Source organism: Butyrivibrio sp. MC2013 (assembly GCF_000424585.1).
In the GTDB taxonomy this organism is placed as follows: Bacteria; Bacillota; Clostridia; order Lachnospirales; family Lachnospiraceae; genus Butyrivibrio.
This window is the reverse complement of sequence record NZ_AUKE01000004.1, coordinates 135,714-154,340: the sequence shown is the minus strand read 5'-3', so window position 1 is coordinate 154,340 and position 18,627 is coordinate 135,714. Positions and strand designations below refer to the sequence as shown.

Genomic DNA, 18,627 nt, shown 5'->3' with positions numbered 1-18,627 from the left:
GCTGAGAAAAGAGATATGAAGCTGATTTTCAGGATGTAATAGTAGTGTAATGATAGATTGCTATGCTTATAAATGAAATATTGATAATGTATCCTGCCGGTCTTGTCGCTTGCAGATAGGGGGATGAATATGAAAAAACATAAAAATATTAAACTGTATATTTCAAATAAAAAGCGCTTGCGTATTGCTTCTATGCTGCTTGCAGTGCTAATGGTATTTGATTGTGCATGCTTTAGCGCTACAGCGGGAGATGAGATAGCTTCGAATAAGGAATTTATTGAAACAGAACCTGCTCCTGCATCCTCAGCTCCCGGGGATGAAATAGATCTTGTAAATGAGTCTGAAACAGATCCTGTTCCGGATCCTGAGGCGCAGCCCGGCTCAGCAACGGAGTCGTCCTTAGAAGGTGATCCGGCTTCTGAAGCTGCTCAAGGTTCAGGGTCGTCACCTATTAGTGAAGAGGAAGCTCCTCCTACAGCAGATCCCGCTCCTACAGCAGATCCAGCTTCAGATACTTTGCCTGAAAGCCAGCCTGCAGCTAATGATAATACTGAGCCGGAGGGCGATGGTGATAAGATATCAGAGCTGCCCCAGGAGAGTGCGGCAAATGAAGGGCAAGTGGCCCAAAATGATGCGCAGTCTTTGACCGAGGATCAGACAGAGCCTTCAAAGGGCAGCAAAAATAAAAAAATGATGCGGGGTGCTATGCTTCTTACAGCCACTCAGTACCCCATATACAAGCTTTATGCCAATGGCGATGCTCTTATGTCAGGAGCTTTTGGAGATTTCTACAGTATATCCTATGACGATTCTGTGACTTTTACAGCAGATGCAATATTTTCTGATGATGAGAATGGCACTGAGCATTACAGCTCCGGCGTTGAGGTCCATTATGCGTCTTCCATAGAGGGCCTTGCATCAGCACCTGTCTGGACAGCAACTCCGGATGTTGGTCGATATTATCTGTATTTTAATGTGCCGGTGAGTGATCTGATATTGGCGCAGGATACAGACACTATCAATTTTGCTATTGAGATAGTTGATAATATTTCTCCTACTATCACGGGATATGCAGCTTCGGGAGACAATATACAAATAGCTGCCTATGATGAGGGAGCAGGTCTTGTGAGCTATGCCCTGTCACAAAGCAGCTTGGCCCAGGGAGTATCGGCTTGGACAGAATTTGATGGAGCTCCTGTAAAAGGCGGGGGAGGTGCTACGGCCCAGCTCTCTTATGCAGGTCTTGATTCGGGCAGCTATTATCTCTATGTCAAGGACGCTTCAGGTAATGTCAAAAGGTCTGATATTGCAATTGATATTACCAGGCTATTGATCCGGAATTATTATCTTAATAATACGTATTCTGATTACTGCGTTTCAAAAGCTGCTGTAAGCGGAGATGCACCTTCATTTACTATGCCTGCGGCCAGCAGGACCAAATTTGATTTTCTGGGATATTATACAAGTGATGATCACTCATCTGCTGCTGTCGCAGCAGGTACAACTATAGATGCAGTCCCTGCTGAGGATAATATATATTATGCCGGATGGTCCCTTAAGGGAGTGGGCTTTGCAAGCAACCTTAGCGGAGAATACAGTAAGACTTATGACGGTGCAGCCGTTGATCTTACAGTAGCTCTTGATCAGACTTACGATTCAGTGACATGGACCTGGTACCGCGCTGACAGCGTTAACGGTAGCTATAGCGCCCTGGAGGGAGGAACTGAAGGCACATTGTCAGTAAGAAACGTCTCTGACAGCGGTTATTATAAAGCTGTAGCAGCTATTACAGAAGAGGGCGAAGAGACAAGTACAGTTTCTGATATTGCTCATGTCAGCATTGCAAAGAGAGCCCTTTCTCTGACAATCGATGACAAAGAGATAGTATATGGCAGTCCTGTTCCCACATACAGCTTACGTGCATCACAGTCACAAGGTGATGGTGGTCTGGTAAGCGGAGACAGCCTTGAGTCTGTGCTGGGAAGCGGCTACGCAGACAAGCTTAGCTGTCCTTACAGATGTGATGACGAGGTGAGAACCGCTACAGGAAGCTATGATATCACTGCCCAGGGCCTTACGGCAGATAATTATGAGTTAACTGTTATACCCGGCAGCTTGACTGTTACCTCGCTTCTGGTGGACGAAGAAACAGAGGTCCTTGTGACCGTAGAAGAGGGGCCATTTGTATATTCAGGCAGTCCAATTACGCCTGCGGTCACGTCTGTAGAGCTAAATATAGACAGTGGTGATGGCCCGGTGACAATAGAGCTGACTTCTGATGATTATCTTGTCAGTTATGATCAAAACGTTAACGTAGGCAGCCTTGCAACGGTCATCATAACATTCATAGGCAATTACAGCGGCGTATATGCCGGGACACATTTTGAGATAGTAAAGTCCGGCTATGAGCTTACTACCACTATCAATCATGACAGTTGGAAATACGCAGAGAGACCGGATGACCTTAGCGTGGCTACCCAGGAGGGCATAAGAGACGCAGCATCAGTCACATATAAATATCTGAGAGCAGGAGATGAAGAGAGTTTTGAAGACGCTGATAAGTCTGCTGCAGTAACTACTGTGCCTGAAGATGCCGGCAGATATTATGTCTGGGCTGAGGTGGCAGAGACCGCCAATTACAGCGCGATCACTGCAGCACCCGCGTTCTTTACCATTCAAAAGAGGCAGATCATCATAAGCTCTGACAGCAAAAGCTGGCCTTATGACGGCAATGCCCATACATCAGGTAATCATGTGGAGTCAGGAGACGGCTTTGCAGAGGGCGAAGGTTTTCATTCTGTGACTGTATCCGGATCCGTAAGGACAGTGGAGGAATCTCCCGTTCAAAATTCGATAGCCTATACCCTTACTTCGGCAACCAAGGAAAGCAACTATGATATTGTATTGGAAGCCGGCTCTCTATCTATTACCAGGGCTCCCCTTCCCCAGATTACATCCCTTAAATGGGGGTCGAAGGCAGGAACTCTGAGCTGGGTTGCCATAACAAGAGATGGACTGAATATCCTTTATGAGATCGATCTCTATAAGGGTGATGATATTATGGGCAGCCCTATCATCACTGCCCAGACCAGCCTGGACGTAAGAGATATCATCCTGCAGGATTCTGTTGAAAATGGAGTCGGGGCATACTCTGCCACTATCACTGCCAGGATAGGTGAGGACGATGCAGGCATGTATAACAATTATACAGAGGGCAGTGCATCGTCAAAGATAGCCTATAAATATACAGCCAGGCTATCTGCGATGAAGCTGGGAATGGATATGGGTGTATCAAGTCTGGAATATGCTGATGCTATTCATGGCGACTTGGAAGATGATAGCGTGACATATCTGCTCCAGGGCGAAAGTGCAGACTGTTATGTGACCTATAACAGCGGCTATGAGCATGATGATGCAGGTACTGTGTTTAATTATACGGCGGGATCTGGCGGGCTTACGAGGAGCAGCTTTAAGTCAGGCGGCTACTATACAGTGAGCTTCACGTCACAGAGCCTTGAGAGTGCAGTGGATGCGGCTCTTGTCGTCAAATCCCTGGACTCTGCTCCTATCTGCGAGAATTACAGCGCTGTCCAGGCTCCTGATTATTCATATGTGAGAGCATCTGTCAGGATCAGCGATCTTCTGGGGCTGTCAGCTTATCAGATAGCAGGATCTGTTGACGGGGTATCAGAGGATGACTGGATCACCATTGAACCTGTTAATGAAGCACCTGCCCATGTTTTTGAAACAACAATAGATTTTGCTGATGCAGGTGATCATTATCTCTTCTTTAAGGATACCGGCGGCAATGTCAGATATTGTGAAAGCCCTGTCACTGTTTATAAGCTTAGCTTTGATAAAAATGATGCTGATGCTACAGGATCTATGGATCCTATATATAAACTCAAGGATAATACTGTAGTACTTCCTGCCAACGGATTTAGCAAAGCCGGATATGTATTTACCAACTGGACAGCAGGCTCATCAATATTGCCTGACTGTGCATCCTATGTCAAAAATGAATCAGCTACTTTGAAAGCAGGCTGGACCAATAAGAAGTTTAGCTACAGAGTCAATTACTATTACCAGAGACTGACTGAAGCTGATGATGATACAGAGCTGAGTTACCCTGATGAAGCGGATAATTCGGCTGTATATTCCTGTGCGTATGGTGACAGCATCTCTTATAATGATGCAGCGATCAGACAGGACAGGACCGGTTACAGTCTTACCAGTACTCCTCAGCTTCCTGAGGGCAGTCCTGAATATATATCATCTATCACAGTGACTGAAGATGATATGGAGCTGAACATTTATTATGCTCTCAGGCAATACGCAGTTAACTACAGTTATACAGATTATGATCAGACCAGTAAGGTCATTACTGACTATTTCTACTATGGTCAGGAATTTAAAGAGCATGCACTCCCAAGCCATATAGGATACAGCTTTATAGGCTGGAATTATGGCGATGCAGGTGCGGCTCCTTCTACCATGCCTGCCAACAGCCTTAATGTAACAGGCTATTTCAAAGCGGATTCAGCCACTTACATAATAAGATATTATTTCCAGGAAATAGATACATCCGATGGGGAAAATGATTATCTTGGGAAGAACTTTAGCCTCAATCCTGCCATACAGGCTGATGAACTGATCACTGCCAGCTATGGCAAAGAGATACATGCCTATGTTGATTCCGATGCCACAAGTCAGAGCATAGAGATCGTCACAGCCAGGGAGCTTGTGGGCTTTACAGCTGCTGCTGTAAAAGTGACCTATGGCAGTTCGGAGGGGCTGGAATTTGACAGCCTTGCTGCGCTTAATGCTTTTGCGAATGAAGGCACATATGATCAGGATGAAAGCCATTATGTATATTCCCGGATAGAAGGCGAGCTGCCTGAGGGCGTCCAGAACGGACCTACCATCGTATCCTTCTACTATACAAGAAATGTGTATGATCTCACTATGAATGTCTACAGAGGCAATCGTGATGAGAATGTATGTCTCTTTGGTTCTGCTTATCCTGAAGATGATGCCAGCTGGCGCTTCCCTTATGGATATGCATTCCCGGGGGAAGGGGAATTGTCTGCGGCTTATTTTGAGACCTACGGATATGACAGAGACGGAATGGTGACTTACGAAAACGGCAAGGAACACTCAAGAGCCTGGACTGCCCGCTGGCCCCAGGGCGAGGGTGTAGTGACGGCAGATAAGTATTATCTGGCCAACTTTGTAGACTGGTCAACGGGCTCCAGGCCTGTGACCATGCCTGCCGGTGATGTCAGTGTGGTAAGAGAATATGCTTCCCGAGAACAGTCCAAGTACATCATAGAAGTATATCTGGAAATAACAAAGGATGTCAGTCATACATATTCAGGTGGTACATACACCAGTACAGATGCAGGCTTCTTTAAGAAAGAGACCAGCTATGAGCGTTATATAGAGCCCGGAAGAATTGTGAGCATTGTAGAAGACGGCGAAGGCGACGACGACGAGATACCAATCTCCAGGCTCATGGATGGTGTTGAAGCCAAGAATCATTATGAGCATGTGGACAGGGAAGAGGAGCTGTTATCGTCTGAGATCCTGGAGAACATATATGAAGAAGATAACAAGACGATCAAAGAGGATTCCATAACTGTACTAAAGCTCTATATGTCCCGTAAGTCATATCCTGTTACGGTTAGTTATTACAGAAGGGACTATAACGCAGACAGCGGCAGCTACAACCAGTCCGAGATCAGCTCTTATACCCTTTTGCAAAAGTGGGGAACATCCTATTTTATCGATTCTGAGTACTATTATAACGGTCAGAGGGATCCTTTTCCTGTGGGCGATAATGGGGATAATCCCGGTGCACATACATACCTTGGCAGTATTACATCTTCTTCCGATGTGACTAATCTGCCGGATGAGCCTGCGTCCTTTAGCGATATGGGCTATACTATCGCGGATTATTGGTACAGATATTCGCCTTCATCTTATGTGGGACTGGGCTCTGAAGGTGGTCATGGCGATTATACCCAGTATAATACCCAGGCTTCCCTGGTAAACAGCCGCACAAGAAAGCTGCTTGTAGGCGCCGGCAGCGGCTCCACTGCCACATATGCCAAGGTCTATTATCTGCAGCCTGTTACAAACAGGCACTATTATCTGAGACTTACATACAGAAAATATACAGATGGTACATATGTAGGCGAAGTTCCGCTGACACATGTGCACGAAGGGACAACATATCAGATATGCGCAGCAAATAAATCTGATGTGTTTACATCTAATGCCCAGGATGCACCATTAAGGGAAGAGTTTGAGCCTGTAGAGGTTACTTATATCAATCCTAAGGAAACAGAAGAAACAAGAACTGCTACGTTCTATGCCATAAAGAATGACAGCCATGATCCTAAGCTCTTGTTCACAGTGGTAGATGATGACAGGTTCTATGTGGGCAATCTGGCATATTATTACTACAACGGCAGTGTTACTGCCCATGTGGGAAGAGAGACCTTTGAAGCAGATGACAATGCTCCTTCGGTGAACTATGGTACAGCCACTGTTACGCCAAGAGGTGATGAGAGGATTTCCGGCCGCGGCTCTGATACTCCTATATTAGGCGTGGCAGGAAGTACGGCAGATGTATTTGAGACTCAGTTAAGCTACTATTTTGAGTTTGTCAAAGATTTTGCTATTACATATATTTACGACGGTAAGAGCAGAAGGATCGATTACGGGCAGGTGACAACAGTGCCCCGAGCAGAGGTTGGCTTTGACAGGTACGGCTCGGAGGTTTTCGACCCCGGTGAGGGCTATGAGATCATATGGTATAAGGATCATGATTTTACAGATCCTGTAAACGGCGATATCAGCGTTACCAGGGGGATCACCCTTTATGGCAAGCGTTTTAACGAGCCTATCCAAAACTTTGATATAGCTTACTATGCCCTGCCGGGATCCACTTCATACTATAGCGGGACCCTGGATGGTGAGCACCTATATGCCGAAACCACGGAAGTAGCGATCCGGTATGAATATGATACTAATACTATAGTGGAAAAGACCGGACTATATATCAGATATTACAATAATGCCCAGGATAGGATCCTCTATGCCAGCAAGGTATCCCACTATGTAAAAGCCTTTACGGAATTTAGCATGGATTATGGCAGCTATGTGCTGGAGGGCTATGAGCATGATGTGAGAAATACCAGGAACGTGCTAAGTGGCTTCTGCGGCAGTAAGTCTATTAATCTTAAATCTTATTATTCACGTACTTCAGCAATTCTTACTATCAGAAGGAATGACTCGGCGACCGCTTCCAATGATGAGATCATCAGTAAGATCAACGGCAGTACTATAACTATCAATACTCCCTCCAAGGCAGGATATGAGTTTACGGGCTGGAAGCTATATGATTATACAGACAGCGTTAAGGGTGAAGAGCTGGATAAGGATGCTTATGCTTATGAACTATCCCTTGCCTCTGCAAGCTTTAGTATGCCCATATGCGATACTTTGGTAGAAGCACAGTGGATACCGGCAGAGATAGATTTTGCCATAGTACATCTCTATCAGGACAATAATAAGATATATCAGCAGGATCTCTTTGAAAAAGCCAGAAGCGCTCAGCCTACGGATGTCCCTGTGGTGACTGATACAAATGGCGGGATTACCTATTATTACACAGAGTCTGTTGACAGCAATAATCTCTTTGCTGCAGTTGAAAATCTGGAAGGTGTCAAATCAGAAGATATCATCATGGTTGAGGATCATGATCTGAGTGCGGCAGGCAGTATGGTAATCTTTGCAAACGGTACCTATAGGCATAATGCTTCGGATTCGGGGACACTGGACCTTGGGGATAATAACAGCTTTGAAGCCTATCTGGATGCGGATGTGACTTTCTATTATGAGAGAGATTCCTCTATATCCATTCATACCAGTGCATATTGTCTGGACGGCAATGAAGAAAACGGCCTTACTCTGTCCGGTGAAGGAAGCTATTACTACGGGCAGCAGGTAGGTCTCTATGCGACCATGCAGCCTACAGGTTACAGCTTCCTTGGATGGTTCAGGATAAACGAGGGCAGGGCGCTGACAGCAGAAGAGCTTGAGAATATCAGAAGTCTTGTGGAAGCTGCGGATAGTGAGGGAGCACTTCTTTCGCAGGTATGCGCTGTAACTGAATACAGCTTTAAGGCCTCAGAATCAGGATATTATATAGCTGTAACAGATGCTACTTTGGCTATCAAGCCTGTCATAACCATTACCATCAGCAGGAATCTGGAACAGGATCCTCTGTATTACAAATATGGATCAGATACCCGCAATCAGTTTAATGCGCTGGTCAACTGGGGCGACTCAGGTGAAGCAAGTGCCAATAACATCAAGGAGTACAGCTGGTATTACTGCAAGCTGACAGATATTACAGCTGACGAATTTGAGAGTATGGATCCCGAAACAATAGATAACTTTGAGATGATCCCCATACCTGCTTCCAACACCAATACCTTTAATCTTCCTGTGGGCTATGATGCAGGATATTACATGCTGCGCTGCGTGGCTGATATTGAGAGAAAGGATAACGGCAGAACAGAGACTGCCAGCGGCTCTTACAAATTTATCATATATCCCAACAATAGCTACCTGCAGACCAGCCCTGTGGAAAATCAGAGCTATACGGGAGCAAGCTATAAATACAGTGAAAGATGGCTCTACAGACCGGAGAGCTATAGTATCTATTACAGCGAAGAAGCTTTTACCATAGGTGAAGACATTTCATCAAGACTGGATCTGGAAGACTCAGATCCTGCCAAGGCTCTTGGCACAATGCCTTCATACAAGGATGTAATAGTGGATGAAAACAGAGATCCCATACCCCATGTAGTCTACTATTATGTCATTAGTAATGACCCCAATTATGCTTCTATAACAGGAAGTGAGAGAGTGGGACTGCTTCCTGTGCCTGTAACTGTCACTGCGGTTAAAGCATTTACCAAGATCTATGACGGAACAGCTCTTATACAGGGTAAGCCTGAAGACCATGTGGGAGATGTGACCTATAAGTATTCTCAGGAAGACGGCAGATATTCAGATTATTACAGGCTGCAGTCGGGAATAGAGACTGAGGGTGCCACGGCAGATCCTTATTACAAGATCAACGGTATACTGCCGTCAGAGAGCGGAAAGACGATGATGCTCAATTTTGACGCATCATTTGACTATATGCATGCCAGTGGCAGTGGTGTGGATGAAGGCACCAGAGTGACCCTTAGCAATCTGTGGGTCATCACCGCTGATGATCTCCACGGAGTATATGAAAACTGGAATTATGTATTCCCTGAGGGAGAGACCAGTCTGCAGCTGTCCGGACAGATCAAGCCTTATCCTCTCGATATCAAGTGGCTTCCTGATGAAAACAGCGACGAAGATGCCGTATATACAGAAGATGACTATCAATATGATTATACAGGCAGCCCTCTGGCGCCTTATATCAAGATAGTGGGTGATACGGGCAGGATCCCTGATTCTACCTCTGATTTTAGTGTTGCCGTCAAAAACAAGCAGACAAATGCGGGAAACTACAGTGCTATCCCTGAGGTTGAGAGAGTTGAAGGTGCAAATTATTATCCTACAGATTATACCTTCACACTACAGAATCAGAGCTACAGGATACTGCCCAGATATATCAAGGTTTATCCCAAGGATCTGTCTAAGGTATACAATGCGGGAAGCCAGACTATGCTTGACAGCAGGGATGAATTCAGATTCGAGACCAAGGACAGTGCTGACGGCGATTATTATGAATACCTGCTGCCTGCAGGGGAACATTATAACGCCAGGGCAACGGCAAGCTATAAGAATGCCGGAGTATATTCGGATATAGCTGCTGCAGATCTGACCATTTACACTCTGGATGAACATGACAGAAAGAATGTTATCACAGATAACTATGTAATAGAGTATGGCAAGGGAACACTGACCATAGAAAAGTGTCCTGTCGTCATAAGCGGTATAAGGGGTATAGACAGAGAATACGACGGCACGACTCTGGCAGATCTTGATCTGTCTGATGCAGTTATAAGCCTGGCAAGTGACGGGACGAGCTCCATATATGCCGGTGATAGCCTGACGCTGGAAAATATTGGAAAGAGCGGTGATTTTGACACCATATATGTGGGAGACGATAAGCCTGTTGCCATACATTATTATCTCACAGAAGAGGATCAAAGAGGTGTAGCTATTAAGGCTACAGGATCATACGGCAATTATATCATTGATGCGGTGCATAGCCAGCAGGCTACCACTGCGTGCATAGTCAAGGATGGCAAGGTCAATGTACGTGTGACAGGTGCAGGTGCCCAGATTGTATATGGAGAAAGCCCTGATGCTGATATTTTTGCCTATGAACTGCTGGGTCTTGCAGAGGCTGACAGTATAGAGAATGGTGATGTGAATGTAGCATCAGGATATCCCAGGCTTTCGATCATGAAGAAGGTGCAGGGCGAATATGTAAATGCAGTTTCAGAAGGACATACTTTTAACATAGATGACAGCCTTTCGTTCTTTGAAGCTTTTGATGTTGGGACCTATTATGTATTCTTTGTGGAAAAAACAGAGGGCGAAGATTCGGGGCACCATTTTGTAGAGGGCTTTAGCTCAGAAAAATATAATGTGGGCTGGGATCATGAGAATCCGGCGATCATTACAGTCACTAGAAGACCCATCAGTGTCAGCGGAATAGACTCGGCTCCTGCGATCACTAAGACCTATGATGGTAATGTCTATACTGATGCTGCTTCAAGGAGCACAGTCATGGGCGCTGCAGCTTCTCATGGATATTACAGCTTTGGAAATCTTGATGGAGTAGCTGCTTCGGGCGTGCTTGCATCAGATGCGGACTTGCTTGTCCTGACCTCTATAGCTGCTGTATATAATGACAAGAATGTGGCTGACACAGATAATAACATTCTGGGTGCTGATAAGCTCCTGGTGACAGAAGCTGTGCTTGGAGGAGAAAAGGCCCATGATTATCTTCTTGTAAATGATGACTTTGAGCTGCCTGCTGCTATTACTCCAAGGGATATCACCGTAAAGATCGTTAATCAGACTGTGACATACGGTAGTCCGGCATCTGAGCATGAGTTTGTCATCGAGAATGCCGTTTCGGAAGATGAGAGCATCATCATGGCAGGTCTTACTGATCCTGTAAGGACTAAGGTGAATTGTGACTATGCTGCAGTGGTAAGTCCGGCAGCAGGCAAAAGTCATGACTGCGGCTATTATGCAATGAATGTGGATGACGATATACGTTATTCCGATACTAATTACAGCATAGATTACCATATCTCTTCGGGACTGGCAGGTGAGAGCTCCGGTCTGTTGTATGTGGCCAAGAAGAACCTTCACTATTATGCAGTTGATGCATATATCAATTATGGTGTGGAGTATCCTCCTACTATATATGACGGCAGCTTTAAGCTGACAGATTATGTATACGGAGACAGGATACGTACTATCAAGAATAATAATGAAAAGGCCAAGATCATAGGCAGTGAAGATGGCTATGTGGATGTATATACTAACGAAGCACTTACTTTGTCAGCGGGAAGCTATGAAGTAGAGTTTAGCTGTGCTGCAAGCGGGGATTCTTTGCCGGGGACCTATAGCGTGACACCTGCCAATGTGGCTTCGGGAGAAGGCGGACTATATACCCGCAATTACAATATTGTGGTAGAAGAGGGCAGCCTGACTATCAAGAAATTCTATATCCTGATAGAGGGCATAGAAGTAGCAGCAAAGACTTATGATGGGACAAGAAGCGTAGCACAGTCTGATATAAGTCTTGCAGATGCCAGATTCAGATATTACGTAGGAGCATCTCCCTATGTAGATCAGAGCTTTGAAGATATCAAGACTCAGTTTGGCTTATCTGATGATGCGATCACAGTAACAGCATCTTACCGGGATGCAAATGTGGGCAGTGAAAAGCCTGTTGATCTGACTATTGCCATAAAGGCAGACAGCCCTCTGGCAGCCAGGTATGAACTGCTGACTGCTGCAAATGGTGCAGAGGCTGTGCTCTATGACAGCCATGAAATCTTTGGCAGTGATCTGAGCCAGACAACAGCTCTTTCAGATATTACAGCCAAAGCACTTGCCATTAAGCCTGATGATATTCAGATAAGATATGGAGATAATGTTACTGCCGGGCTCATCAGTCTTACAGGAGACGGATTTATAGATGGCGAAGGCTTTAGTGATATACAGGGCTTTTCCATGGATTATTCCACTTCGCCCCTTTATCAGCCGGGCTCTGATACAGGAGCTTATACAATTGATATCAGCTCGTCCAGCCCTGCTGAAGGTATAAACGGCAACTATGATATCACATATCTTCCGGCAACGCTGACAGTTGTCAGCAGATCTCTGCCTGCACCAAGCGGTATTAGCTGGCAGGGAGGCGTGGTAGCCTGGAATGAGGTGGCAGGCATTGCCAATGTATCTGTGGCAGGCTATAAGCTTGAGCTCACAAAGGAGGGCGAAGATGACCCTGTTACCACTATCCCGTGTGATCCTGAAAACGAATATGATTTCTCGGATATCATCAGGGCAAACGGAAGCGGCAGATATACAGTTTCGATCTGTGCTATAGCAGACGAAGATAATAACAGCTCTTATCAGAATGTGGGGCAATACGGCGCTGGTGCAGCTTCCGGAGCCAAAAAGGCTGTTCTTGTAACTCCTGTATTTAGTGATGATGCAATGACAAGTCAGGCTATAAGCTCATCAGGAACAGCACAGGTACGTATATCTGATAGCACCGCTGCTCCCTCCAGGGTGGTGATAGCCGGAGAAGAAGCTCAGACAGAGCTGATATATGAGTGGACGAGCCTTGGCATAGATGGAAGTCATACATACAGATCCGGCTATGAGATAGATACTTTTGAAGCTTCAACAGATACAGGCGTGGCAGCAGCTGCTGTTGCAGATGATTCTGCAAATGGCAGTTTTACAGGTGCTGTTACGATATCAGATGACGTGGATGAACTGAGTATTGAGCTTTTGCTCACTCTCAGAAAGAAAGCTGCAGAGGCAGTAGTTGCCATTGATTCCGATGCAGTATCTGCCCCCTATGGCGCGCTTATCCACCCTGTATACACAGCTGTCCTTAGTCATGAGGAAGAGGTGGATTACAGCTATACATATAACTGGTATTACAAGCTCAATAATTATACATATAATGCGTCAAATGCAGGCAAGGATACAGTAAAGACTGTGGAAAATGGCCTTGTTGTCACAAACCAGTATGATGTTGTTTGGGATCAAGAGTCCTTTAGCTTCCCAAGAGGCAAAAAGGCACAGGCATATGATATATATGTTAACGTTACTGCTGTTAGGCAGGACAACGGTGAAAGTATAGCGGTTGCTGATCATAAGCTCTTCACCATTACAAAGCCTACAAGCGGTGATCCTGCCAGCCTGGTACTGACGGCAAATAGCTGGGATTACGGCTCTGCAAGGGAGCCTGCTACATGCATAGCTCTCTTTGGCGCTGATATGGGTGATATCACTATACTCTACAGACCTTATGGAGAGGACGATAGTGCTTGGAGCGAAAATGTTCCCACAGAGGCAGGAGATTACGAAGTATGTGCCAGATCTGCAGGAACGGATTCATATCCTTCGGTTACTTCGGAGGTTAAGGAGTTTAGCATCAATAAAGTCACTTTGGCAGTTCCGGAGAATTTCGAGAACAGCTCTGACGGTTATTACCCTTGGGCGCTCCTTAGATGGGATCCTGTAACAGGATATGAAGAAAATGCAGGCAGTGATCCTGCTTCCGTAGTTACGGTCTCCTATGAGGTGACCATCATCATGGCTCCCGGAAACAATGGCAACTGGGGATCTGATACAGTGCTGGATACTGTGGTCGTGACTGATAATCAGCTGAATATCAATGATTATCTGAATGAAGACGGCTTCTACAAATTCAGGGTCAGAGCGCTGGCTAATGAAAGAGGAGAAAATGGAAATAATAACTGCAATGACAGTGAGCAGGCTGTTAAGAATACTCCTATCATAGGTGCCAAGGTTACCACGGATATTGAAGGCAATTCCAAAGAATATGACGGCGAAGAAGTGACCATGACAGCCGGTTATTCTGACGGCTCTGCAGAGTCGGAATACTCCTTTAAATGGTACAGGAACGGCGCAGTCATAACAGGTGCTGATGAGAGGACATACAAGATAAAGGATGTGGCAGAGAGCGGTCATTACAGCGTCGATGTATTATCTGCCAAAACAGAAGGTGAGTGGATATCCAGTAAGACTATCCTGGTAACGATCGCTCCAAGACCTGTGACTGTCACTGGCTCATCTGAGAGCAGAGTATACAATGACCTTCCTCTGACACATAGCGGTGTATTTAATGGCAGCAGTCTGACTACGGATATGTATTCCATAGCATATTCAGGCACGGTCGAAGGAGTGACAAGTGCCCTTATTGCAGGTGATGAGATCTCGGGCCTTAGTTTTGCAGGCAGCATAACTGATGTGGGCAGCGAGGATAATATGCCATATGATCTGCAGATCACAAGGTCCGGCGCAGACAATACGGCGAACTATGCAGTGACCTATATAGCAGGAGAGCTGGCTATTACGGCTAAAGCCGCCGAGATAACAGCTCCTTGTGATGAGAAGATCTATGACGGAAGTGCTCTTACAGCTCCCGGGATAGGCGAGGGTGTGGCAGCAGATAAGCTGGCTGTGGCTACAGGTCTTTTGCCCGGGCACGTACTCTCCGGTCTTGCCATGACATCACAGAGCAGCCAAACAGAGGTTGGCAGCTGCTCTAATCAGATTGATGAAGCCAGCATAGTAGTAGTTGATACTGCACATGATAACAGGGATGTATCAGCTAACTACGACTATAGTCTGATACCCGGCACCCTGACTGTGACAAAGGCTGTCCCTGTTATAACAGTAGATGACAGAAGCTATACATATAATGGAAGTCCCAGGACTCTCAGCCCTGAGATCGGGACAGTCCATCCGGAAGAAGAAATAGTGGGAGGTGCATTCACATATGCTCTTGTGACAACAGATGAGGAAGGTCACGAAAATGTTGGGGAAGAGCAGTCAGAGCTGTCATTTATTCATAGCGGCAGCTACAAGATCAGGATAGGCTATACTGAGTCAGCTAATCATCTGCCTGCTGCTGCAGTGGATGCAACGCTCACTATCAGTCAAAAGGCGCTGACTATTACTGCTGATAGCAAGTCCAAGGTCTATGATGCAAGTCCTCACAGCCTGGCAGATATAGAATATAGCGTGGATCAGGAAGCGTCCCTGGCAGAGGGAGATCATGTTGCCTCTGTTGATGTATATAATGATGGTATTGCCAGGAGAGTGGGAGATACAGAAGCTTCTCATGTGAGAACTGCTGTTATCAAAAATGCTCATGGTGAAAATGTGACAGGTGATTATCTCATAGATTATGAGGATGGCATATTATCCTTTACACCAAGGGATCTGCAGGTAAGCTTCAAGGATCAAAGCCTTGAGTACAATGCATCGGCTGCGACATTTGCAGGCCCGGTGGATATGTCTGACAAGAATGATGGTGATAATGAGTATTATGTTATAGGCGGAATGGGCCTTGCAGGCAATGACAGCGTGGCCGAGTTGACTCTGACAGGTAACGGCATGCTGGTAGGAAGCTATGATGTATCTGTATCTGATGCGGTGATAAAGGATGCTGATGAGGTTGTTACAGGCTGTTATAACATAAGCTACAATGACGGCTCTATCATCATCAATAAGAGAAATATCACTGTTACTGCCCGGGATCAGGCAAAGGTATATGACGGAACTCAACTGGCTTATGATGGAAGCTATGCCGCAGAAGATAGCCTTATAAGCATAGGCGGAAGGGGCCTGGCAGAAGGTGACCTGGCTGACACTATTACTCTGACAGGAACTGGCCTTTATGCAGGAGAGACTCCTCTTACACCTTCAGCTCTGATCATAAAGAATGGTGAAGAGGACAGAACAGGCAATTATAATATCAGCTACAATAACGGACATATAACTGTCAGTCAGGCAGAACTGACCATAAAAGGCAAGGAGCTGAGCAGAGAGTATGACGGTGAAGCTCTGAGCTGCTATGACAGAAGCCTTAATGACAAGCTTGATGCTTGTAATATCACAGGCCTTGTACAGGGAGATGAGATAACTGATATCACTCTTTCGGGCTCTGTGACTAATGCAGGCACAAGAAATATGGTTCCCTCAGCTGTGCGTATCATGAGAGGTGATACAGATGTCACAGGCAGCTATGCTGTAAGCTATGTAAACGGTAGTCTCTCCATCACTCCAAGGCCCGTAACTGTTAAGGCTATGGATAAAGAAAGCATATATGGAGAAGCTATGGCTTCTTTGGAATACACTATAACAGAGGGTAGTGAAACGGCAGAAGGCGATGCGGATATAAGCTATAGATGTGACGCAGATGGTATGGATGTGGGTGAATATGACATCGTTCCCTATACAGATAATGCCAATTATAGCTTGAGTCCTGTAAAAGGCAAATATACTGTGCTGCCAAGAAAGATAACTATCACAGCTGACTCTGCGTCTGCAGTTTATCTTCCCGGCATTATTCTTACCAAAGATTCTTACAGGATCACTCAGGGGAGCCTTGCTGATGGCGACAGCCTGACAAGCGTTACTGTGACAGGCAGCCTTGACAGTGTGGGAACTGCCGATAATATCCCATCTGCTGCTGTCATAAAGAAAGGCAGCAAAGATCAAACTGCCAATTATCTTATAAGCTACAACAATGGTCTATTGACAGTTACTAAAGGCCATCAGGAGATATATGCAGAGGATCTGGAGATCGTATATGATGGAGCGAGTCACATGATAAGTGACATTCCTATGACACTTAAGTATGAAGATCAGCCTCTTATAGACCGCGAGGCTCAAAGTGACAGTCTCACAGCTACGGGCGAACTGGAAGTGACACTGATCAGCCGTGAGAGCGATCTCTACCTGCAGGCTGAAAAAGCAGTGAAGCTGATCATCACTCCCAGACCTTTGACTATTACTGCGGATTCTGCCCAAAGAAAATACAACGGTAAGCGTCTGACCAGGGAAAGTTGGACAATAACAGAAGGTAGTCTGGTAGAGGGGCACGAGATATTAGAGGATTCTATCAGAGTAAGAGCTGATAACAAGAAGGGATATATAGTAAATCCAGGCTCAGTGGTCAATAAGATAAACGGAGAAGCTGTGATAATGGCCGGAGATCAGGATGTGAGCAGCTGCTATGAGCTGACATATCAAAACGGATTATTGACTGTAAAGGCTGTTAAAGAAACACCTGGAACGACTGCTACTGATAATCCTTCAGAAAGTGAGGATGCAAATAAATCAGAAACCGCAAACGATAATAAAGAACAGGCATCTGACAAGAAGACAACAGGGGATGCAGGGGACACACCTGCTTCGGAAAATACCGCAGACATAGAGCCTGATAATGAGAAAGAAAAGCTTCCTGATGAAAAGCCCAAGGTCAAGAAGAATGATGATAGGAGAGAGTCGGACGAAGCTGACGGAAAGGAGCCGGAAAAAGACAGCCGTGAAGAAAGTGGCAGATCTGTATTTGAAGATGCGGACGATAGCGGTTTGGATAATGCAGGAAGCGTATTTGATAGCGATAAGCTATTATGGTCTGAGGATTCAGGAGAGAGAAGCTCCGGATACGTGATCGATATATGGGAAAGCATTCCTGAGGGCGATGAAGGCAGCAGCGAAAAACGTCTCTACAAAGTCAGGATAGAGAAAGACGATGATAGGCTGACTGAAGAAGTACTGGAAAATGTAACTGCTGTGATCCCTGATGGCTATACCATCGCAGGTGCATTTGATGCAAAGCTCTTTATGCAGGTAAATGAAGAGGAAGAAGTGCTTCTTGATGAAAAATACAGCAAGAAGAGCGTAACCCTTAGTATCCCTGATGAGATATGGGATGAATCCATGTCAGGAAATGCCCAGCTGCTGAGGGTCTATACGAACGAATCCGGTGAACTTGTAACTGAAATGGTACTGGGTGCCATCAGGGATCAGGTGATAGTCATCGATATTGATAATGATTCGCTCTATATACTGGCAGCAGGCATAGCTATAGAGGAGGCGGCTGGTGGCAAATGCATCATCCATATTCTGATACTATTGATGCTGATCCTGTCACTTGTGTATATCATAATCTATTATGGCAGAAAGAAGGATGAGAAGGATAAAGATGACAGAGATGACAAAGATGCTCAGGATCATCATCCTGCATATGCTGATGAAGATGAAGAAAAGAAGAAGGACAAAAAGAGCAGACACTACTTTGTGCTCATCATCTTTAATGGCATAGCTGTGATCCTCTTCTTCTATGGCAGCTGCAGTTATGATCTTCCTGCGCTGATGATGACCATAATGGGAACAGCATTATCAGAGCTTCTATTCAGAAAAGATCGTAGAGAGCAAAAAGAATAAGCCGGCGGATAAGGTATGACCTGAAAAGGCCCTGCACCTTTATGGTGCAGGGTCTTTAGCATGAAAGATGAATGAAGAATGGAT

Annotated in this window: 1 protein-coding gene; it reads left to right on the top strand. The window is 45.5% G+C overall.

Features of this window, described 5'->3' with window-relative positions; all coding sequences use genetic code 11:
* Window positions 1–129 precede the first annotated feature (129 nt).
* Window positions 130–18,543: an MBG domain-containing protein gene (locus G636_RS0102120; RefSeq protein WP_026506674.1), complete on the top strand. Its 18,414-nt coding sequence runs from the start codon at window positions 130–132 to the stop codon at window positions 18,541–18,543.
* The last annotated feature ends 84 nt before the right edge of the window (window positions 18,544–18,627 follow it).